The sequence below is a fragment of the Rivularia sp. UHCC 0363 genome, assembly GCF_034931125.1.
In the GTDB taxonomy this organism is placed as follows: Bacteria; Cyanobacteriota; Cyanobacteriia; order Cyanobacteriales; family Nostocaceae; genus Rivularia.
On sequence record NZ_JAYGHM010000001.1, the window covers coordinates 88908 to 112737 of the forward strand.

A 23830-nucleotide genomic window follows, 5' to 3' on the forward strand; every position below is an offset into this window, starting at 1 on the left:
TTTTTTTTGCTACAAGTGTTATTACTCAAGTTTACTTTCAGTTAATTGTATAAAATCAATGTAATTATTAATGAAGCTAATACAAATAACCCTTATTTTTAAAGGTTTTAGTTTCAGTACTGAATAAAGATATTGAAAAATTTTTTAAAAATTATACAAGCTGGGGTAGGAAGCATGGGTAAGGCAATTGGAATTGATTTGGGTACCACCAACTCGGTTGCAGCATTTAAGGAAGCTCAAGTTGAAGTTGTGACTGCGAATGAGAATACACCACCAGATAGAAAGCTAACTCGTTCTGTGGTTGCTCTACAGCAAGATAATTTGATCGTGGGAGATAAAGCATATAACCAATTACGAGCGGAACCGGAAAATGTGATTGTTTCGATCAAGCGGTTGATGGGTCGTGGTTTTGGCGATTCGGCTGTGCAAAAACAACTGTCGGAAATTGGTTACAAAATTGCTCAACCTGCCGAAGGGACAGATAACAGTGTTGCGGTTTGGTTGGGAGGAAAGGAATATTCGACCGAAGATATTTCGGCGGAAATTATCAAGAAGGTGGTGCAAAATGCGCGAGATTACTATGAAGAAATTGGTAAAGCTCAAGCGATCGACCAAGCAGTAATTACTGTCCCAGCTTATTTTAACGATAAACAGCGTCATGCTACCCGTACTGCTGCACTCAAAGCTGGAATTACTCCTTTGGAATTGTTACCCGAACCTACAGCAGCAGCTATCTCCTACGGTTTTTCACCGGATAGCGAAGATGTAAAAACAATTTTGGTGTATGATTTTGGCGGTGGAACTTTTGACGCTTCTCTAATTACAGCCGCAGGTACTCAATTTATCGAACAGGGGAAAGCGGGTGATTTGTGGTTGGGAGGAGATGATATTGATTCTCGAATGATTAATCTTGTGAAACAACAGGTTGCTCAACAGGAACAAATTAGCGATATTGATGGGTTGATTGCAAAAATGCCCCATTACGCAAAAGTTCGATTTAATGCAGACCTGAAAATTGCTGTAGAACGTGCCAAAGTTCAGTTAAGTATTACCGATGTCGCTCGAATTGAACCTGCGAGTATGTTATTGGATGATTTGGGACTAGCAATTCCGATTGAAGTAGAAATCACCCGCAAGCAGTTTGAAGAAATTATCGCGGATTTAGTCGAGAGTTCGATCGCAATTTGTCATCAAGCGCTGCAATATTCCGAATATACTGCCGATATGGTTGATGTTGTGCTTTTGGTGGGTGGTTGTTCCCAAATTCCCTACGTCCAAGATCGTGTTAAAAAAGCTTTTGGTGACAAAATTGTAGTCCATCCCCGTCCGATGTATGCGGTGGCTGAAGGTGCAGCGATGGTTGCAGCAGGAATGATTGAGAAAGTAACTACAAGTTCCCGCGATTATTATATCCAGTTGGTAGATGATAAATATCAAGTTATTCGCCGAGGTGATATTTTACCAGTCACGACCAGTCATACTTTTAAAACTGTAGCTGACGGACAGCGTTTGATTCACTTTAGATTTTTTAGCCCCGACGAGGTTCGCGGTGAGGATGAAAGTATTGGGGTGCTGTGGTTGGGTTTAGAACAGAAGTATCCCGCAGGAACGGAAATTTTGGTGAATTTGTATCTCGATGAAAAAAACAGCGGTTTGACGGTACGAGCGACTTTAAAAAATGATACCTCGGTAAGCGTCAGTCATACCTTTTCTCGCGGTAATTCAGATGAGAAAATTTATCAAGACTTAGAAACTGCGATCGCACAGTTGAATAACCAGTCTCTCACAGAGTTCGGAGTTGAAGAAGCGTTGCGTTTATCGGTACCAGTGGTACAGTTAGCGAACGGGATTATCGACCACAGGAGTGGTGAAGAACGCATCGATTTACGCGAACGTGCAAAAGTAGACCTGCAAACATTTCAAGCATTAATGTCGAAAGAACGACTCGAAGCTGAATCCAATGTGAATCAGTGCGATCGCATTGTTGAATGCGGATTTATGATTCCTCAACCGCAGCAGTTAAGGTTGCAACAACTATCTGAAAATTTGCAGGCTGCAATTAACAGTAATAATATTTCTCAAATGCAGTCTCTGAATGAAGATGCAGCTAGGGAGTTAAAGAATTTAACCCCGGAAGCCCAGCTAATTCAAGCGTGTTTATTTGCGATCGAACAAGCTCAGACAGTGGAACCGACTCAAGCAAATGCCATGTTAGAAAAGTTCTATCGGATGCTTGATGTTTGGTCTAAGGGTAATGAACGTGAAGCAGATCGACTTTGGCAGGAATTACAGCCGGATGTTAACCGCTGGATAGATATGGAGTTGTCCAGCCATACTATTGCTACCGGGTTAAAGCGATGATTAAGCTCAACTGTCCTGTATGTGAATATCCGGAGATAAAAGGTAATATTTGTCATAACTGCGATACTGATATTTTATTAATTCGGAGGCTGCAAGAGCTACCCTTAGTAGAAAAATCCGATTCAATTAAATTATTGATATCTAAGGTAATCATTCTTCTATTAGGAATGGGATTAGCTATATTATGCAGCTATATTTTTGTTCAACCGATTCATTCGGTGGTACTTACTCCTATTTCGCTAATCGAGGGAGCAGGGGGAGAAGGGACTAACCCGCAATTTAAAGCACCAGAAAACTATATTAAGGTTGCAACTGCAAGGAGGACATTTGATGGCTTTCCTGACCAGTTTTAAAGATTTAAATCAAGCTTTAAAGCAAGTAGAAGCAGCCGAAAAGCTTGCTAAAAATAAGCAGTTACAACAAGCGATCGCAATAGCTCAAAAGTTGATTGCTACTTGGTACGAACAGCCGAGTTTTCATCAGCTTTTGTTGCGTAAATTGTTTTTAGAAAAGGATTTAGACAAGCTTGAGCAGCAATTGAAAAAATGGCGTAAACAGTTAGCGCAAGCAGATAAATTAATTGCTCATGCTAAAATCCTGCTGGAGCAAGATACTGGAAATCCTTTAGAAACAAACCATCTGAGCAACGCGATCGCCCAGTACGAACGCTGTAGTAAAATTATCTGTGATGCTACGGTTTCGCAAGCTATAGATAAATATCAACAAGAATTAGCAATTAGAGGACAGTTTAAAAAAATAATTGTCGAAGCAGAATTACAAACAGAAAATCGGTTTTTCCAAAATGCGATCGCAACTTACCGTCAAGCACAACAGCTTTATATTACCGAAGCATTAACAAACGCGATCGCAACTTGTGAAACTCACATTAAACAGGAACAAGCTTACTCCCGTACCTTAGAATCGGTTAATCAAGCTCGGAATGCAGGAAAATTAAAAACTGCGATCGGGTTGTTGAGTTCAGCTTTAACAACTTTTCCTCGCTCCGATGGAATCGAATTATTAAAGCAATTACAAACTACGCTCCAGAGTCGAGAAAAATTCCGTTCTGGACTCAAGGCTGAAAAATCGGGTGATTTTAAACAAGCTGAAACCTTGTATCAAGCTGCTTTAATGCTGTGTGATTCTACAGAATGTAAAATTCGTTTGGTAATTGTGTTAATTAAATCTCAAGATTGGGTAGCAGCACTGAATTACTTAGAAAACCTACAGATTGAACAAGCCGCTTATTTACGAGGGTTTGTTCGGGCTAAACAAGGTAATTTTCAGGCAGCAGAACGGGAGTGGCAAGCTTTACCTGGAGAGAGAATTCAGGCTCAAAGGGAAATTCTGCTTTCCTATTCTCGACAGCAAAAATTACTAAATTTACAGAATATTGAGCAGTTAGTTAAGCAGAAAAATTTGGAATCTGCGAAAACAGCCAGTATCGAATTTATCGAAAAGTTTGGTTCCAACTCAGTAGTTGAAACTAACTTAAACGAACATATCCAGCCATCTATAGCAGCGTCATTATGGCAAGGTTGCGACTGGGGAATGATTGCGGATATTGAAAAAGCGTGGATTGAAGCACCCAACATAACCAATTTACATAATTGGATGGTAGCAGTATATTACCGCGCTCGTAACGAGACTCCAATCCAAATAGAATCTGTAAAACATTTAATTGTGGCTTTATCAACAGCATTAGCAAACTTACATAACGATACGTCTCTCAAAGATTTGCCTTGGATGCTAGAAGCAGTTGACTTAGAAACAGTATCTAGGGAATTGAAACAGCGATTGTCAGATATGATAGACAGTTTTAAAGATCAAAATATTAACGAGTACTTAGAATTGCGCGATCGCTATCGTTTGGAAACAGTAGCTTTAAACCTGATGGGTAATCCACCCTCATGGGGAATGAAAGTAAAACAACTGTTGATTACACCAGGTTGTCACAGTCGTTATTTAGATTCGTGGAGAAATATTTTAGTCGATGGAATAGATAAACAAGAGATATTGCGATCGCTTTACACTCCTTGGGGGTTAGCGGTTGCTGCTTGTGTGGAAGGAGATATCCAAAGAGCGATTCAACTCAAACCCTCGAATCAAGCCGTTCTAGGGGAAACATTTGCGCGTGAATTTGTAGCTTACCATGAAGGTTGCGAGCAGTTGAAACGAAAATGGCAAAGTGCGATCGTTCCTTTGAGTGAAGCTAAAACAGCGATCAAAGCGAACCGACAATGGGAACAAGAAATAGATAAACTTTGCGGATTGCAGCGTCAAGAGATATCAGAATTAGCAGAACATTTAGAATTTGCTCAATTTTGGTATGGTTTATTAGGAAGTCAAGCGGCTAAAAGTTATTTAGTTGAATATAAAGCACAAGAAATCCGCGAGAAACTAACTAATCAACAAATTTCATCACAACAAGCTTTAAAACTACTCAAAGAAATTAAAAAAAATGACCTGAAAAATCCTGTTGTCATTGATTTAATTGAAAGAATTGAATATAGTCAAGAAGTTGCAGAAATCGAGCGGCTTTTCAATAATCAGCGGTATGATGAAGCAGTTAAAAAAGCAAAATGCTCCCAGCAGCAAGTCAAGTTCTCAGTAGCTAATTTTCTAATTGAACATTTAATTAATTCAGTTGACAGAGAATTAGCCGATTACCAAATTATCCAGCAGCTAGGACGATGGGCTTATGAAATTTGTCCCGATGAACCAGCTTTTCAAGAAGTGTATCGTAGTTTAAAAATAGGTTATTAAAATAATTACCAATTCCCAATTCCCAATTACCCATTACCCATTACCAATTCCCAATTACCAATTACCCATTCCCAATTCCCAATTACCTATTCCCAATTTACTAATATTTATGGAAAAGAATCCTTATTTAATTCTCGGAGTATCACAAGCAGCATCAAAAGCGGAAATTACGAAAGCTGTAGCCGCAGCGATGAAAAGCAAGCAATATCCTGTTGATGTAATTGCCAAAGCTCAAAGAAGTTTAATGAAGCCCAAGGAACGCATTATAGCCGACTATTTATGCACGATATTACCTACAGTTAAACGCTTTAAATACAGCGATTTATCAGCTTTAGAAAAAGCCCAACCAACATTAATATTACTATCAGAATATGATGGATTAGAAATGGCGATCGCGAAAGCTGTCCAAGAGGAAAGTTTAGAAAAAGAACCATTAACAATATCTTTATCGGAATTACTAACTGGAGGTATATCAGCCTGTAAACAAAAACGCTATCCTAAAGCCATTAAATACTTGGAAGAATACTGCGAAAAATCTCCAGATTGTCACAGCAAAGATTATGCTCAAGCACAAGTTTGGTTAGTCAAAGCCTATCAAGTCACCGGACAATTACATAGAGCATTTGCAGTATGTCAGCTTTTAACCGCTAATTCCAATCCCCAAGTACAAGCTTGGGCAAATAAATCATTGCAATTGCTATCTAAAAAGGCTCCAGCGTTAGTCAAATAAGTTTGTAACATTCTGGTTCTCTGGTCTTTGGTTCCCAGACTCCGGCTGGGAACACAGGTTTGGAGGCTCTGCCTCAAATTACCACAACTTCTAAACTTAGTTTATTGTATAAAAAAATGAAATTTAATACTTTATTTAATCGTATTTCCACCATTCAAGATAACAGCAAAACCAACTATATAATTGACGAAGATTTGCGCGACTCAATCATCCAAGCGCTCGGCAATTATCAAAAAGATAATGTACTATTACAACAATTATTAAGAGCAGAAAAAACTCAAGCTAACGCTGACACAGAAGATTTATTTTTAGAACTATTAGAAGTTAGTGATGCATTAAAAGCATTACTCGATTACTTAGAACAACCCGACCCCAGCCCGGAATTTTTGCAGCGTTTACCCAGGTCTATAGGAGCCGTCCATCGCAAATTTATGAGCGTACTGCAAAAGCGTCAAGTATTACCAATAGAACTCGAAGAAACACAACTTGATTTCAATTTATGTCGGGTAGTTGACCGGGAATTAAGAACTGATATCCCCGAGCAAACTATTACTAAAGTCGTGCGTCGCGGCTTCTTTTGGGGAGGAAAAACGCTGCGTCCGGCTGAAGTAATTACGTCTAAAACAGATGCATAATTTACGAGTATGGTGTGTCAAGAAGGTAAACATAATTAAATCTAATATAAAACCTCACCCTCAATTCCTCTCCTTATTAAAGAGATGGAAGCTGGAGATAAGATGAGATTTTATATTTAAATTCGCCGAATAATTAAATCAGATTTCTGTATAAAATCATATTTTTTTCAATCATGGATTTAACACAATTGATGTTGATACTTGCCACAGTAGTAGGTGTAGTAGACGGAGAAACAATTAAGGCTAAAAACAATCATGGGGAAACAGCAACTGTAAAGCTTGCTTGTATTGACATACCCGCTCAAAAATACCGTAGAGATGCAGCAACTCAAAGGTTGAAACAGCTTTTAGTGCAAAACAGTCCCGTGGTGATTCGATTTGCAGATACTTCTAAAAATGACCAAATTGTAGGGGAAGTATTTTTAAATAATCAATCGATAAATCTGCAACTGGTAAAAGAAGGTAAAGTTGTCGTACATAAAGCATCTGTAGAAAAAGATTGTTATGAAAGCAGAACCCAGTATTTAGTAGCAGAAGCAAATGCTAAACAAAGAGGGTTGGGGTTGTGGGAAAAATCGCGATATGTGATGGATGGGAATAAAAATAAATAGAATTTTTCCAATTTACCTGCGGTAAATCTTTCTCTCTCCTTGGTAAGAGGATGTTTTAAAAGTATCTGGCGGTTAAAACCGCTATTACACAGGCAAAGTCCACCTGCGTGGACTAATTAATTTTAAACCCGTGGAGACGGGTTTTGTTTGTGTAGATGCGGTTTCAACCGCCGGATAAAGTATTAAATTAGACTTCTGAAGCATCCTCTAAGAGTGAAGTAAAATCTATGTTTTCCAACTTTCGGGAATTGCGGATAAATAAACTGTATTAAAATTTATGTATACCAAATACCTCAATATTTTTACGTAAAACCTTAAAATAGGAATGTTTAGCCAATTTTTGATATTTTACATTCTTCAAGATTAATCCCAAAATTATTTTAAGTAGTAGAGATAACATATATGGGAGAACATCAATCGGCTACAGATGAACGCTTTCTAGTTTGCGGTTTGGGAGGATTAGGACAGCACTGTGTAGTTGCGCTCAAACAATTCGGTGTGAAAGTTGTGGGAATTGAGTTGGTACAGCCAAACAGTTGGAGAATTCCTGGTGTAGATAGTTTACTTGATGAGTTAATTATTGGTGACTGTCGTGATAATAGCGTGTTTAAACGTGCCTCAATCGAACTTTGTCGCGCTGTCATTATTGTAACTAGTGACGAACTAATTAATGCAGAAACTGCGATCGCGGTTAGACAACTTAATAAAAAGGCTCGTTTGGTAGTTCGTTCGACGAAAGAAAACTTAAATCAACTTTTAGAGGAACATTTAACCAATTTTGTTGCTTATGACCCGATTCATTTATCCGCAGCATCTTTTGCTTTAGCAGCGTTGGGAGGAAATTCGTTAGGGTATTTTAATTTAGATGGTAACTGGTTGGGAGTGTTTCAGTGTAAAGTTCGTCATGGAGATAATTTTCACCGTCGTCAACTGTTTGAGTTAAATTCGAGTTCGCGGATGTTGCTTTGTTATTTACCAAATAACGATGATAGCTTTAATTACTTTTATGATTGGGATTCGGAAACAGTCATTCAAGATGACTCAACTCTGATATATGTAGAACCAATTGACAGCAATCTGTCCAAACAGCAAAAAAAATTGGTTAATAACAGCCCGAATAAAAAACGTAGATGGCAACCAATTGATGTTAATAAAAAGCTTGTAGAATATTGGCATTCCGGTTCACAAGTTCGTCGCGTAGTAATTGTTTCAGCTTTCGTTACTCTTATTTTAGCTGTGGTGGGAACCGTTCTATTTGACTTTTTAGTTCAGAAACCTACTACCGTAAATCCGTTTTACATTACAATTAGTTTACTATTAGGTGGATATGCAGATTTTGTATACGGTGTACAGACAAAATCTTTAATTACACAATTTTTAGCCTTAGCATTGGGTGTAGCTGGAACTGCGTTTGTCGGTGTATTATATGCTTTAGCTACCGAAAAACTTTTATCTACCAAATTTTTATTTTCCAAACGACGTACTGAAGTTCCTGAAGAAGACCATATAGTAATTATTGGGATTAAAAGAGTTGGTAGTAAAGTCGCAAAAATATTACAGGAATTTTATCAACCTGTAGTTGGAATTGTTTTAGAAGACGACTTAGATACCAATCAAATACCCAATATAACTTTATTTGAAGGTGCTTTAAACGAATCTTTGGATAAAGTAAATCTTTCTACAGCCAAGAGTATCATTGCTACCTCAGAAGACGAAATGTTGAATGTGGAGATAGCGTTAAAAACTAGAAAACTCAACTCCAAAAGTAACTTGGTAATTCGGACTTTCGGACAGCGGTTGAGTGAAAACTTAGCTCAAATATTACCCAACGCTCAAATTATCTCAGCCTATGCAGTTGCATCAGAAGCCTTCGCTGGAGCCGCATTTGGTGAAAACATTCTCGACTTATTCCGGCTCCACAATCAAACAGTTTTAGTCACCGAATATCAATTTAGTGAAGTCGATACTTTAAATGGCTTAATGCTTTCAGAAATTGCGTATGGTTATGGAATCGTACCAATTTTGTATCAAAAACTACCTAATATTGGGGAATTAATGCCTAAAGAATACCGAAAAATAGAACCAGGAATCCGTTTAGTAGTACTCGCAACCATCGACGGATTAAAAAGAATGGAAGCAGGGAGAATTGGTATTTATCCCAAACATTGGCAAATAATAATTGAAAGTGCAATGACCGAAGAAGCCAAATTTGAAGGTGCAAATCAAATTCACAAAATTTCCAACTATCCTCTTGATAAAGCTAGAGAATTAATTAATCATTTACCGCAAATTTTGCCAGTACCTTTATATAAATTGCAAGCGCAACATTTGATTAGAGTTTTGCAAAAGCATCAGGTGATGGCTAGGTTGAAGAAGATTGGGGGAGATGTTAAATCCCCGAAGCCCTCAGACTAGAAGTCTGGGTCTACAAGAACAAAGCCCACCTGCGTGGGCTATATCTTAGTGAATCTTTGTAAGAAAATGACGTTCTTTTTCTTCGAGTTTTTACTATAGAGTAGAACAAGAAAGTTAAAAGTAGAGCAGTCAAAATTTACCTTTATGCAAGAATAACGTTGAAAGATTAGAGGGGAGAGGGGAGGACAAGGAGACAAGGTGAAATTACTCTTAACTCCTAACTCCTCACTCCTAACTCCTAACTTTTCTTAAACAGTATCGCTTCGGGTTAGCTGACGCTCAATAGTTTCAATAGCTGCATTCAGCGCAGCTAATCTAGCTTCTACATTATCTCTCATAAATTTGAGAAACTGTAATTTGTTCTCTCGATGTCTTTTAGTAGAAAAGCTGTCAGTACCGCAGCAAGAATTCATCCAAAAATCAAACATAATCATTACCTAAATTAAAATTACCTCTATTTATATTTTGCCGCGATTTTTTTAAATTGGGGAGTTAGGAATTAGAAGTTAAGAGTTATCTTCTCCTTATCCCCCCCATCCCCTTGTCCCCTCATTTCCCACGATCAAATCGAACGATCTAAATTATAAGCGGCGCTAATCAATGCTAGATGTGTAAAAGCTTGGGGAAAGTTTCCTAATGCTTCACCGCTTGTACCCGTCTCTTCTGCATACAGTTTCAAATGATTGGCGTAACTTAACATTTCTTCAAATATTAATCTTGCTTTATTTAAACGTTCCGAATCTGCTCTTCCCGCACGAGTTAAAGCTTCTACTAACCAAAATGTACACAAATTAAAGCTTCCTTCTTCACCATCCAATCCGTCGCTGTAGTCTTCGGTGTTGTACCGGAATACTAAACTGTTGGATAAAAGCCCACCTTCTTGTGGCGATCGCATTATTGCATCGATCGTTTTTAACATTCTGGGGTCGGTGGGTGACATGAAGAATATCAAGGGCATAATTAGATTACTAGCATCTAAGGTATTGCTGCCGTAATACTGCACAAAGGCTTGTTTTGATTCACTCCATCCCTTGGACATGATATCTAAATATATTTGATCGCGAACTTTCAGCCATTTTTCGAGATTTGCGGGAAACGAACGTTTTTGGGCTAAACGCAAACCGCGATCAACAGCTACCCAACACATTAATTTTGAATAAACAAAGTCTTGTTTTCCGTCTCTGGTTTCCCAAATACCGCTATCTTGTTTCTCCCAATTATCACAAACCCAATCAATATATTTACGCAAGTTAACCCAAGTATCGTAGGATATTGGCGTTCCATATTTATTAAAAAGATACACTGCATCCATTAACTCGCCGTAAATATCCAGTTGCATTTGATTGTAAGCACCGTTACCGATCCGAACTGGAGATGAACCCTTGTATCCTTCTAAATGGTCTAAAATTTCTTCTTTAAGGTCTTTCCTACCATCAATACCGTATACTATCTGCAATTGCGAATCTTTTTCTAAATGTGACGGACAAAGCGATATAATCCAATTGATAAACTGCCCTGCTTCATCTGTAAATCCAATTCGCATAAACGCATAAATGGTAAAAGCAGCATCGCGAATCCAACTGTAACGGTAATCCCAATTACGCTCGCCACCTAATGATTCAGGTAAACTACAGGTAGGTGCTGCTATAATCGCTCCCGTAGGTTCATAGGTCAGCAATTTCAACGCTAACGCCGAACGCTCTACAGTTTCGCGCCATCTGCCTTTATAGGTACACTTAGAAATCCAGCGCCGCCAGTATTCTATAGTATGCTCAAATATCTGCGTAGTTTCTTCTGGATTCAATGGTAAACCGCAACCTTGTTCGCAATCAACTTCGCGCAAGATAAATACTGCCGATTCTCCCGCAGCCAAACTAAACTCGGCAAAAACGCCTTTGTCATCCTGCTTAAGGGGGATATCAGTTAGCAATCCTAAGTTTAAATCCGATGACTTGAAAATCACCCCACCTTCACTAAGCTGGGTTTCGTGGCGATCGCGAGCATAATTAAAAGCAGGGTAGCACTCCATGCGAAACTTCATGCTGCTCCGCACTCCAGTCACCCGTCTCACCAACCAATGGTAGCCTTTATCATCGGGGGATAATCCCACAGGCATAAAATCTACCACTTCCCCGACTCCGCAATCTGCCAGAAAGCGGGTTACTAAAACATTAGTTTCGGGCCAATAAAATTGTTTGTGAGTATTATTGCAAAGTGTAGGTGAAATACTGAAATGTCCGCCTTTATTCTCATCGAGTATACCAGCGAAAACGCTCGGTGAATCATGTCTAGGGTAGCAAAACCAATCGATTGAGCCATTCTTCCCCACCAAAGCAGTGGTATACATATTACCGATAATGCCGTAATCTTCGATTGGTTGATAACCCATAATAATAATTCGTAGTTCGTAATTCGTAATTAATGGTCTATGCTTTTGTTAGATACAGTTAAGTACACTGTAACGAATCATTGTACTATTTATTCTTAATGCCGATGCGAAATTTTCATAGCTTCATTAAGTGTTGCTTCGGGGTTTTCTTGGTTCGCACGTTGAATATAATTAAGCTTTAATTCTTCTAATAGATTAGAAATCAAAGGTTGAAGCTCTTGTTGAAGTTTCTTATCTTGCAATTGTTTGCGTAAAGCGACTCGGAAACTTTGGGTCAAATTCTCGAATAGTAAACGTCCATGTTGGTCAGCATAGGAAGAAGCCAAGATTTCATAAGCAGTTCCAGCGATATAATCCGCTAATTGTTCGCTGATTTCTGCAGGAATTAAATCTATTCCCGGTATATTTTGCAGTACTTGATAAAAATCCGATTCTTGCAAAGCACTTTTGAGACTGTGTTGTAAAAATATTTCTACATCTGGCTGAATTTCTGGTAAAACTTTGTAGACAACTAATTCTAATATTCGGTCGGTAATAGTATCAAAGTTATCAACTCGACCAACTTTTAGATAGCCTTTTGGTTGCAGTAAATAACGTGCTGCGTCTCCAGATTTGATTGCATCTTGAGTTTGATTAATTAACCGTACTATAATAAACATTGATACGCGGTTAGCAATATAAACTACTGGTTCATAGGTAACTTGTGCTAAGATCCGCTCTGTATTCACATAACTTGATTTGTGCAACTTGACCGCAACGGGAATAACTCGTAACCATTGCCATTTTGGCAGTAAAAATAATCCATCGTACCAGTTTCTTAAAATTACATCCCACCAACTAATATTTGATTCTTGTCGAGAAACCAAGAAGCTTCTAACTAAAAGTTCAAAGGTGAAGAAAATTACAAATCCAATATCAATTAACCAAAATTTATCGATAAATTGACCGTTTTCATCGACAACACGGTAATAGTTAACTTCAAGTAACGGACGAATTTTACTATCAAAGAAAGATAACGCTTCCTTAGAACCAACTTGATTAAAATAATCTTGGCTCCAAAACTGAGTAATCGCATCTTTAGCTGATAAAGTATCCATATGGTATTCCATTCGCCGGTTCAATGTGGCAAATGTACTAAATTTATTTGCAGATAAAAAAGGATTTTCTGTCAGTATATCCATGCTTTGTTGGCGTAAATTGACAAACAGCGAAGTTGTAGAATTAGCCTGTAAACCATTGTTTTGAAGATGGCTTTCTAATGTATTAACTGTATTTAAATAGCGCTGAGTAACCGGATGTGGTTCTATACTTTTAACTGCATCGTAAATAGTTATGGAGGGAATATGCTTGAAATAAATGTCTCTTAAGGGAATGTAGGTGAGGTTAAATAGTACTAACACAAGGTTAATCACTGCAATTACAGCAATTAAATTTTTCCACCAATTACTTTTTGGTTGATATTGCTCGAAAGTCATCTGCGCCATTTTGAAACATTTTTGACAACTTTCTGAGTTTAACAAATAGTATTTATTCTACGGTTATGGTTTTTTCGTAATTATTGCTTATGCATTCGCGGAACCTGTATTCCAAGAGCTATCATTAATGTTGCCATGTATAATGTCAGTGATAACCACAATAAATGATTGTTCTGAAAGTACCAAGCTATACCTGCCATAGGGGTAAATCCCAATCCCAAGGCAATCAAGGCAGAATTACGCAGTCTTACTCCTTCTTTTAATCCCACTGTATATCCTTCAAGCATAAAGGCAACGGCACCACAGGTTAAGAGGGGTAACAACCAGTCCCGATAATCGATCGCAGATTGGCTAATATCGGTATGACTGGTTAAAATACCAAAAATCGTTTGCGGAAAGAAAATTGCCACCGAGGAAAATACTGAGGCGATGAGTAATCCAGTAAAAATAGCAACTTGCAATACCGGCATCATAGGCGCGGTTTCTCCCTTACCTTTAAAGTTACCGATTAAAGATTGAGTAGTTAAGCCGATACCGTTAATCGCGAACTGACTTAAAAGTACGATTTGAAGCAGCAATCCATTTTCTGCAAGCACCTCATTTCCCATCGCTGCACTGAGGTTAGTAAAGATAGAATAGGCTGTTACCATAGCCAAATAGCGGATGAGAATATTACTCTTGAATACTATACTTGCTTTGAGAGCTTGCCAGTTAAATACATCTTTAATAGCTGCGGGTAATATCCAAGGAATACTCAAGCCGATCGCAACTAACCCTACCAGCAGCGCCAAATATTGACTCAAAGCCGTAGCTAATCCGGCTCCCATGCTTTCCCAGCCCCAGCGATTAATCATTAAGTAGTCTAAAACCACATTAGAAGCATTGCCTACAACAGAAATCAGCAATACTAGAGCATTCATCTCTCGTCCCAAAAACCAACCGATCAGCACAAAATTGAGCAGAACCGCTGGGGCCCCCCAAATACGAGCATTAAAATAGTCGATTCCCAAAACTTCAACGTCCGGAGAACCAGATAGCACAGCAAAACCAAACTTTTGGATCGGGTATTGCAGGATTAAGATCACCAAAGCGATCGCTAAAGCAACTAAACTACTCCGCAATAGAGCCAACACAATTCCCTTTTCGTCATTTTCTCCCACCGCTTGAGCAGTAATAGCGTTAGTTCCGTTGCGAAAAAACTTCAAAATTCGATAGAGGTAGTCAAACAAAATGCTCGCCAAAATTACCCCTGCTAAATGACGAATATCTGCCAGATGACCCAGGAATGCGGTATCAACTATTCCAGATAAAGGTACCATCATATTCGAGATAATACTTACAGATGCTAATCGCAAGAAACGAGGTAAAAAGCTGCTGTAGCGAGATGGAAGCGTGAAAGATAAATGTAATGAACCCATAAAGGTATTTTTTGATAGCCTTGAACAGTACTAAGCTCAAAGCAATAAATGCTAGATCCACCCCAATCTATGCTTAATTGGAGCAGGTAAAAGTTACAAATTGGGCATAAAAAGAAATAGAAATAAAAATTTCCCTACAAAAACGTAGAGACGTAGCAGTGCTACGTCTCCCTATCCGCATGATTTGTAATAACGCTACCGAGTCACGCTTCGCTAACAACAATTCGGTAAAAAGACTAAGAATTCAAGCAAGAGTCAAAATTTCCACACCATCTTCCGTTACAGCAACTGTATGCTCAAACTGAGCCGATAGCTTCCCATCTTCCGTAACCACAGTCCAACGATCCGGTAGAAATTTCAAGTCATAACTTCCTTCATTTAACATCGGCTCAATTGTAAAAACCATCCCCTTACGCAACTTTAACCCGGTACCTCGTTCACCATAATGAGGAACTTGAGGTTCAGTATGAAACTCTCTACCAACTCCATGTCCAACCATGTCTCTAACTACTGAGTAACCATTAGCTTCGGCATATTCTTGAATTGCAGCACCAATATCGCCAATTCTTCCACCGGGTTTAACTTGAGCAATCCCGCGCATCATTGCTTCTTTGGTAACTTCAACTAGTTTTTTGGCTTTATCCGATACATTACCAACTAAGAATGTTCTAGAAGTGTCGCCGTGAAAGCCGTCCAGTATTGGGGTAACATCAATATTGATAATGTCTCCGTCTTTGAGAATTGTTTTAGAGTTGGGAATTCCGTGACAAACCACTTCATTGACGCTAGTACAAACGGAACCCGTATAAGGTGGATGATTCGGAGGTGCATAACCTAAAGTAGCGCTAATCGAACCATTTGCTTTCATAAAACGCGCTGCTTCGTCATCTAAATCTTTCGTTGTGACTCCCGGTTGCACCATTGGTTCGAGATGATTGAGGAGATTTGCAGCCAATTTTCCAACAACGCGCATTTTATCCAACTCCCTAGACGAAAGTAAGACAAGTCCTTTTTTGTTTTGTGGTTTAATACCAGCTATTGAAAGTAAATTTTGGTTGTTCATATCTCAAATTTCTGTTTTTTCTGCTATGCTAGCACGGCACTGATTAGCAGCGTTGCTTGTATGGTTGGTAAAATAAACTTAACTACCAACTTTTATTGGTACTTCAATCACAAATTCTGTACCTTGTCCTACTTCAGAAGAACATTTAATTTGACCTTGATGTTTTTCAACTATAATTTGATAGCAAATCAGCAATCCTAACCCGGTCCCTTTCCCTACATCTTTCGTAGTAAAAAATGGGTCATAAATCTTATTTATTACTTCTTTTGGTATCCCACAACCGTTATCGGTAATTTTAATGATGACTTTACTCTCAATTACTGCGGTACTAATTTCAATATTCAAAGCAACTTTTGAGTATTTTTTTGATAATAGATCAAATTTTTGTTCTAATGCATCAATGCTATTACTCAAAATATTCATAAATACTTGATTAAGTTGAGCGGGATAGCATTCTACTAATGGTAATTCATCATATTTTTTGATAATTTCAATTCCCGGATATTCACCATTTGCTTTTAATCGGTGTCCTAAAATAAGTAAAGTACTATCTATCCCTTCATGAATCTGTACTGCTTTCAAGTCGGCTTCATCTTTACGGGAAAAGTTTCGCAATGAAAGCACAATTTCACGAATACGATCTGCTCCTATTTTCATTGATTGGAGAGTTTTCGGTAAATCGGAAACAATAAAATCTAAATCGAGTTCTTCAATTTGTGTTTGAATATCTGCTGGTAAATTATCAAGATGTTTATGATAAAGATTAACTATTTGCAGTAAATCTTGAGTGTATTGGGTTACATAAGTGAGATTGCCAAAAATGAAGCTGACAGGATTATTTATTTCATGGGCAACTCCAGCCATTAACTGTCCTAAACCTGCCATTTTTTCACCTTGAATCAATTGAGCTTGAGTCTGCTTCAATTCTTGTAAAGCTTGAGCAAGTTTTGTGGCTTGAATTTTGGTTTTTTCTAATAATTCTGCTTGTTGAATTGCGATTCCTAATTGCGTACCAACTTGTGCTAACAAATTAACTTCTTCGTCTTTCCAATAGCGGGGTTGGGAGTTTTGATAAGCAACTAATAGTCCCCATAATTTATCACCTTGTGAAATGGGAACAAAGGTTTCGTTACGGGGTAAATTATCGTCGTCATCATCATCTGAAAATTCCGGTTGTACAATTGGTGGCATATTTAAGATGGGTTTCCAATCGTCTTTAAAAGAATCTGCGACAAATTTACCTCTCCAATCGGAATTAAAGCGATAGATTGCAACTCGTTCGACTTCTAATAATTCCCTTACCGCTTGAGTGGTAGTTTTAAAAATAGCTTTGATATCAAGGGACTGGCGGATTTTATCAACAGTTGCAGCCAACAATTTTTGCCGTTCCATTGCTTTTTCTCGTTCGTTGGCTTCTGCTAGCTGTACCGCTTGACTTTGAACTTGTTTTAAATACAAATCTTGTTTTAAAGCAATACTAAGTTGTTCGGCAATTTGGCTGATAAATTCAATCTCTGAAGATTGCCAGTTACGAATATTGCTGCATTGATGAATACATAATAAACCCCATAATTCACCTTCTTTTAGTAAGGGAGCGACAACATTCGCTCTAACCTGGAACTTTTCTAAAATTTCTAGATAACAATGTTTAAATTTTTCTTGATGAATATCCGCGATCGCATTGACTCTACCTGCACGATAAAGTGAAACAAAGTTTTCGCTAAAGCAGTGGTCATAAACTTTATTTGCAATGGCTGAATCCCAACCATCAGCTACATCTTCGTAAATAAACTCTCCTTCCCAATCATTTGCAATATCAAAACGAAACACTCCGACTCGATCGGCTTTGAGCAGTTGACGTACTTCGGTAACGGTAGTTTTAAAAATGGTTTCTAAATCTAATGATTCGCGAATTCGGGTAATGACACCAGTTAATGCTTTTTGCTGTTCTGCTTGATATCGAGCTTCAAATAAAGTTTGATTATGCTGGAGAGCTACTCCTAAATTGTCGGCAATTTGACGAGTAAATTCAATTTCTTCTTGTTCCCAATTCCGAGGATTACCGCATTGATGTACGCACAATAAACCCCATAGTTTTTCTCCTTTGAGTAAAGGAACAACCAAATTAGCTCGAACTTGGAACCGACCCAAAATTTGCTGGTGACAATCGCTTAATTCCGCTGCGTAAATATCTGCAACTGCTTGGACTCTACCTTGTTGATAGTGAACCGCAAATTTGTCTCCGAAAGAATGATCGTGAACTTTGGCTGAAACAACAGAATCCCATTCCGAAGCCACACTTTCCCAAACAAATTCTCCTTCCCAATCTTGTTGAGGATCGAATTTAAAAACAGCTACTCTGTCCGCTTTCAACATTTGCTGAACTTCGGTAACAGTTGTCTGAAAAATAGTGTTTAAATCCAAAGATTCGCGAATTCGAGTAATAACTCCAGTTAAAGTTTTTTGTCGTTCCGCTTGATTTCTAGCTTTAGATAATAACTCGTAATGTCTTAAGGCTAGCCCTATTTGCGTCCCAATTTGAGCAATTATTTCCACTTCATCTTCAAACCAGATTTTCGTTGCAGAATTTTGATAAGCAACAATGACTCCCCAAAGCTTTTCTCCTTGAAGAATCGGAGCAGTAGCAAAACTTTTAGCCTCAATCTTTTCTAATAATTTTATATAAGACTGTGTTAATTCAGCTTGATAAATATCATTAACAGTAAACATTTTATTAGAAGTGTATTGTCTAGCTTGAGTTTCCTGTAGATAAATATTATTAATTATCGGTTGAACGTCAACTAAAGCAGTCCATCCTTCTGCAAAAGATTCAGCAACAAAATTGACGCTCCAATCGGAATTAAAACTAAAAATGGCAACGCGATCGGCTTTGATTAATTCTCGTAATTCTTGAGTTGTTGTTTGAAATATAGTTTCAATATCAAGTGTTCTACGAATTTTATTAACAATTTGAGTAATTATCTTGTCACGCTGAGCCGCTTGAGCTAATTTTACAGCCTGTGATTCTAACTTTCTAAAGTATTCGGCCTGTTGAATAGCAACAGTAAAATGTTCGGCAATTAAGCGGATAAATTCAATTTCCGATTCTTTCCAATTACGAGTATCGCCGCATTGATGGACGCAAAGCAAACCCCACAAAACATTTTCTTGCAATAACGGGACAATAAGATTCGCACGCACCTGAAATTGAGCCAAAATGTCAATATGACAATCACTTAATCCTGCATCATAAATATCAGCAACCGCTTGCACCCTACCTTGTTGGTAATGAGCCGCAAACTGTTCCCCAAAACAATAATCGTGGACTTTTTTGGCGATCGCCGAATCCCAATCAGATGCAACATCTTCTGAAACAAATTCTCCTTCCCAATCATTGGCAATATCAAATTTAAATACAGCTACTCTATCAGCTTTAAGTAACTGACGCACCTGAGTTGCAGTAGTTTGAAAAATAGTTTGTAAATCTAAAGGTTGTCGAATACTCGTAATTACATTTGCAAGCGCTTTTTGCTGTTCTAACTGTTTTTCAATTTGAGCATCTAAAATATTTGACTCTTTCTGTGGTTCTGTTGAGTGAGATGTCATAGTTTTTAAGATTAATAATTATATCTATATAGATAGTGTTGTTTGAGTTGTTGACAAACTAACTTCATAAAACGGAAACCAAGCTTTATGTACTATATATAACATATTATTAAAATATACCTCAGTATATATCAAAATAAATATTTTTATATTTGCGCTTTTTGATTAAAATCGTCACTTATCAAGATTATTTAATCTAATACAATTAGTCATGTCTTATTGGAATTTTTTAGCTTTTAAGTATTAAGCTATACTGAAATCAAATTGTTTATAGAAAATTTTAGCGATCGCAGCACATTCCCAGATCTACCATTTGTGCAACTTGTGTAGATACTTTATTGTGGTCAAAGGTACTTACACCCAATACAATGAACAATTCTACCGAACTTTGGCAAACTCCACCGCAACCCATCCTGCAAATCCTCGAAGCAGCACCCCCACCGCAAGCGCGTCTTTCTCCTGACCGACGGTGGATGGTGGAGTTGCAACAGTCGCAGTTAGTCCCCATTGCTTTACTTGCAGAACCGGAAGTTGCTGTCGCAGGTTTTCGCTTGAATCCGCAAACTAACGCACCGGCTCGTCATAATACTTACTACAGTATGAATCTAAAGTCGGTAGATTCTCTGGAAATGACAACAATAGAACTTCCCGAAAATCCCCGCATCGGCTTTATCAAGTGGTCTAACGATAGTCAAAAACTCGCGTTTACTCTTACCCAAGCAACGGGTTTAGAACTTTGGATTTTATATATTACAGATGGAACTATTCAACGCTTAACAGAACCCGTACTTAATGCTGCTTATGGAACTCCCTACAGATGGCTTGATAATGATACTTTAATTTGTAAATTTTTCCCTCATAGTGGTGAATTGCCAACTGAATCTAACGTTCCTGGAGGTCCTTCAATTCAAGAAAACTTGGGTAGTAAAAAACCTACCCGCACCTATACAAATTTATTAAAAAATACCCGCGATGAAGCATTATTTGAATACTATTTAACTTCAACCTTAGAAAAAATTACCCTGGACGGTAACTGCACCCAATTAATTTCACCTTGTCTAATTAACGAAGCGATTCCTTCCCCCGACAGCAATTTAATTCTAATTTCTACCATTCAAAAACCATTTTCCTATCAAGTCCCCGCAGCACGCTTTCCCAGAAATATATATGTAATTGATTGTAATGGAAAGCAGATTTATCAAGTTGCAGATTTACCCCTTGATGAAGAACGTTCGATTAAGTTCGATGCAGTACGCAAAGGTCGAAGACGCATATCGTGGCGAAATGACGAAAAAGCTACATTGACTTGGGTAGAAGCACTAGATGAAGGCGACCCTAGTATAGAAGTTGCTCACCGCGACGTATTATTCGCTCTAGAGGCACCTTTTACCGCAGCACCAACCCAATTATGGAAGTCGGAATATCGCTTTAATACTGTTGTGTGGGGGTCTTCAGATGTAGCGCTGGTATATGAGAAATGGTACGATACCCGCCGTTACAGAACTTGGCGAATTTACCCAAATAATCCCCAAACACCACCACAACTACTATGCGATCGCAGCTTTGAAGATAAATACAACGCTCCAGGTACACCGATAACTAAACCAGGAGAGTACCATTCCCCAGTTCTCCGATTTGCACCAGATGGTCAAAATATATACCTTAGTGGACGCGGTGCATCTGCCGACGGTGTATATCCGTTTTTAGATAGTTTGAATTTAGAAACCCAACAGACCGAACGGTTGTGGCAATGTCAAGACCCTTATTATGAAGAAATATTTGCCGTACTCGATGACGAAGCGCAAAACCTAATTACCATACGTCAGTCTCAAGCCGAACCACCCAACCTGATGCGGTTTTATCGGAACGAGAGCGATAAAAAGATACTTACTAATTACCAAGACCCCGCACCGCAATTAGCAGGAATTCATAAAGAATTAGTCCAATATCACCGAGCGGATGGAGTACAGCTATCAGCTAATCTGTATTTACCTCCCGGTTATGACCTTGAACGTGACGGTACCTTACCAACAATATTCTGGGTGTATCCAGAAGAATTTAAAGACAAAGAATTTGCCGGACAGATTACCACACCCGAAAATACCTTCAGTCGTCCGACCCGCTCTTCTGTATTATTTCTGTTAACTCAAGGATATGCAGTACTTTCCGGTGCAACCTTACCCATCATCGGTGAAGGAGAAAGCGAACCCAACGATACTTATATAGAACAATTAATCGCCGGAGCGCAAGCCGCAGTAGATTATGTAGTGGAACGTGGAATTAGCGATCGCCAACATATCGGTATCGGCGGACACTCCTACGGGGCATTTACCACCGCAAATTTACTAGCCCACACAGAATTATTTTGTATGGGAATTGCTAGAAGTGGAGCTTACAACCGCACCTTAACACCATTTGGTTTTCAAGGAGAACAGCGTAACTTTTGGGAAGCACAACAAACTTACATTGAAATGTCACCCTTTACCCATGCATCCCAAATCAAAACCCCATTGTTATTGATTCACGGTGCAAACGATAGCAACGCGGGTACATATCCCCTGCAAACCAAACGTTTATATGAAGCTCTCAAAGGTAATGGTGCGATCGTCCGATGGGTAGAATTACCCTTAGAAAGCCACGGTTATCGTTCCCGTGAAGCAGTCGGTCACGTACTTTGGGAAATGGTCAACTGGTGCGATAAATATTTAAAAGTTGATTAGGAGTTAAGGCCACCAGAAGGCGGGAATTAATCATAAATTTTTCTCGTCTTTACCGACCAACTACTCGTCACGCAATACATACTACTCCTACTCCATAACCACTTGGATTGATATCGGGCGGTAATGCTGCACGAGTGCTAACTCCACAGTTGTTACACAGGAGTTGATGTAAGCGATGTTCTACTACTATTGGTTTGATGGGAAGAATATCAACAATTTGATGACGTAATGGGTTTTTATCTTCTCCATTTAATTTCTCACCGCAGCAACTACAAGTTTCTGGGTAATGCTCTAAAACCGCTTCACACTCCGAATTTGCTCAAAGTGCATAAGTTGATTTTAGTAAAATTTATAAATAGCTAGAAAGTAACTGATTCAAGTTGAGCCTCTGCTCAATACTTAGATGCCCCGAATTTAGCTAACCTCAACGGTGGCTTTGTTCTGATAGTTCCCTCTAAGCGATCAAGTGCAGCCCTATACAGAATTTGTATCAGTTCATAATTAAAGTCTGTTGTATAGGATTTAGTATGGTTTGATACTTTTTTTGGAACATAGTATTACAGGTGAGAGATGTTTAAGGCACAAATTACTCAGTCACAAAAAATCTTGATTTTGGCAGCAATCCCCCACGGTTTGCGCTTGGACAAAGAGATACGAGAAATTGAAGGTGCTATCCGCAGAGCAAACAAAAGGGATTTTTTGGAGATTAGGACTAGAACTGCTGTTCGACCTGATGATATTCGTAGAGCTATTGCTGAAGAAAAACCCCAAATCGTCCATTTCTGCGGACACGGTTTGGAGGATGGTAGTTTGCTCTTAGAAGACGATGGAGGACAAGATAAAACAATTTTACCCGAAGCATTGGCATCACTGTTTAAGTTACACGCGGATTATGTAGACTGCGTGCTGTTAAATGCGTGTCATTCTGTCAAATCTGCTGAGGCAATTAGTGAATATATTAATTATGCCATCGGGATGAATCAGCAGATTCAAGATAAGTCGGCAATCCAATTCAGTCAAGGGTTTTACGATGGATTGGGTTACGAAACTCAAAATCATAACGATGTTTTTCAAAGAGCTTTTGATGAAGGTATAGTTGCTATCAAATTAGAATACCTTTCTCAAGGAAATATACCAGTTCTTAAAAGAAAAGCAAGTGCAAATATTAAGGTAGATAAATCATATAAACTTATGAACTCCAATATAATTCCCCCAAAAGAGATTGCTTCTTTGGCTTTCAGCAGAATCCTAGAAAAAAGTGAGGATAAATATACTGAAGATGCACTGGCTAAAATAGATGAACTAAAGCAAATCATTGGAGAGAAGTTCCAAGGTAATTCGAGGGCTGAAAAAGCTTTTACTGCTGTTGAGCAAGGTTCAAAAGATTATTTAGATCGAGTGGTTACATATTTAAATGAAGAAATGGATGAAGATCCGCAGTTTGCTTCACAGATTCAAGCATTAGCTCAAGAAATTAAAGCAGGTAAGAAGCAAGATAATAGAGCTAATATCCAGAATAATTACGATAATGCTAAAGGCTTGCTAGCCACAGGAGGAACTAATTATCAAGCCGAAAATATGACTTTTAATTAAAAGCTTAGTTGATTATAAACATTGAATACAAAAAATAATTGGAGGGAA

The 23830-nt window shown here is 38.4% G+C and carries 15 protein-coding genes and 1 pseudogene; 9 read left to right on the top strand and 7 right to left on the bottom strand.

Going from position 1 to position 23830, the window contains the following annotated elements:
* Positions 1 to 174: 174 nt before the first annotated feature.
* The 7 genes from VB797_RS00380 (at position 175) to VB797_RS00410 (ending at position 9518) form a co-directional block, all read left to right on the top strand.
* Positions 175 to 2361: an Hsp70 family protein gene (locus tag VB797_RS00380; protein WP_323235629.1), complete on the top strand. Its 2187-nt coding sequence runs from the start codon at positions 175 to 177 to the stop codon at positions 2359 to 2361.
* Complete coding sequence (locus VB797_RS00385) at positions 2358 to 2714, top strand: hypothetical protein (protein ID WP_323235630.1); 357 nt, start codon at positions 2358 to 2360, stop codon at positions 2712 to 2714. Before VB797_RS00380 ends, VB797_RS00385 begins: the two co-directional genes overlap by 4 nt.
* Positions 2692 to 5127, top strand: coding sequence for a peptidase M, neutral zinc metallopeptidase site (locus VB797_RS00390; protein WP_323235632.1), 2436 nt, complete (start codon positions 2692 to 2694; stop codon positions 5125 to 5127). Before VB797_RS00385 ends, VB797_RS00390 begins: the two co-directional genes overlap by 23 nt.
* A gap of 109 nt (positions 5128 to 5236) precedes the next feature.
* On the top strand, positions 5237 to 5857 hold the full coding sequence (locus VB797_RS00395; RefSeq protein WP_323235633.1) for a molecular chaperone DnaJ: 621 nt from the start codon (positions 5237 to 5239) through the stop codon (positions 5855 to 5857).
* Between the two features lie 116 nt (positions 5858 to 5973).
* On the top strand, positions 5974 to 6492 hold the full coding sequence (locus VB797_RS00400; RefSeq protein WP_323235634.1) for a nucleotide exchange factor GrpE: 519 nt from the start codon (positions 5974 to 5976) through the stop codon (positions 6490 to 6492).
* Between the two features lie 173 nt (positions 6493 to 6665).
* Positions 6666 to 7103, top strand: a complete 438-nt coding sequence (locus VB797_RS00405) for a thermonuclease family protein (protein ID WP_323235635.1) — start codon at positions 6666 to 6668, stop codon at positions 7101 to 7103.
* 402 nt (positions 7104 to 7505) lie between these two features.
* Positions 7506 to 9518, top strand: a complete 2013-nt coding sequence (locus VB797_RS00410; RefSeq protein ID WP_323235636.1) for an NAD-binding protein — start codon at positions 7506 to 7508, stop codon at positions 9516 to 9518.
* Between the two features lie 248 nt (positions 9519 to 9766).
* Here VB797_RS00410 and VB797_RS00415 read toward each other — a convergent pair whose 3' ends face one another.
* The 6 genes from VB797_RS00415 to VB797_RS00440 all read right to left on the bottom strand — a co-directional run bounded on the left by VB797_RS00415 (position 9767) and on the right by VB797_RS00440 (position 19469).
* On the bottom strand, positions 9767 to 9946 hold the full coding sequence (locus VB797_RS00415) for a hypothetical protein (protein WP_323235637.1): 180 nt from the start codon (positions 9944 to 9946) through the stop codon (positions 9767 to 9769).
* 134 nt (positions 9947 to 10080) lie between these two features.
* Entirely contained in the window at positions 10081 to 11907 is a 1827-nt protein-coding gene (locus VB797_RS00420) for a glycoside hydrolase family 15 protein (RefSeq protein ID WP_323235638.1), read from the bottom strand.
* Positions 11908 to 12002: 95 nt separating this feature from the next.
* The gene (locus VB797_RS00425) at positions 12003 to 13391 is read right to left on the bottom strand and encodes a hypothetical protein (protein WP_323235639.1); all 1389 of its coding nucleotides are present in this window, start codon (positions 13389 to 13391) and stop codon (positions 12003 to 12005) included.
* A 71-nt stretch (positions 13392 to 13462) separates the two neighbouring features.
* Complete coding sequence (gene gntT / locus VB797_RS00430) at positions 13463 to 14800, bottom strand: guanitoxin biosynthesis MATE family efflux transporter GntT (RefSeq protein WP_323235640.1); 1338 nt, start codon at positions 14798 to 14800, stop codon at positions 13463 to 13465.
* Between the two features lie 244 nt (positions 14801 to 15044).
* Positions 15045 to 15863, bottom strand: coding sequence for a type I methionyl aminopeptidase (gene map, locus VB797_RS00435; protein WP_323235641.1), 819 nt, complete (start codon positions 15861 to 15863; stop codon positions 15045 to 15047).
* Positions 15864 to 15941: 78 nt separating this feature from the next.
* Positions 15942 to 19469: a GAF domain-containing protein gene (locus tag VB797_RS00440; protein WP_323235642.1), complete on the bottom strand. Its 3528-nt coding sequence runs from the start codon at positions 19467 to 19469 to the stop codon at positions 15942 to 15944.
* 368 nt (positions 19470 to 19837) lie between these two features.
* On the opposite strand from VB797_RS00440, the gene VB797_RS00445 reads away from it, so the two are divergent.
* The gene (locus tag VB797_RS00445) at positions 19838 to 22189 is read left to right on the top strand and encodes an alpha/beta hydrolase family protein (RefSeq protein WP_323235643.1); all 2352 of its coding nucleotides are present in this window, start codon (positions 19838 to 19840) and stop codon (positions 22187 to 22189) included.
* A 67-nt stretch (positions 22190 to 22256) separates the two neighbouring features.
* On the opposite strand, the pseudogene VB797_RS00450 reads toward VB797_RS00445, so the two are convergent.
* Positions 22257 to 22460, bottom strand: a pseudogene (locus VB797_RS00450) (IS66 family transposase zinc-finger binding domain-containing protein); the annotation flags it as partial.
* Between the two features lie 299 nt (positions 22461 to 22759).
* Between VB797_RS00450 and VB797_RS00455 the strand changes: the two are divergent.
* On the top strand, positions 22760 to 23782 hold the full coding sequence (locus VB797_RS00455) for a CHAT domain-containing protein (RefSeq protein ID WP_323235644.1): 1023 nt from the start codon (positions 22760 to 22762) through the stop codon (positions 23780 to 23782).
* Positions 23783 to 23830: the final 48 nt, after the last annotated feature.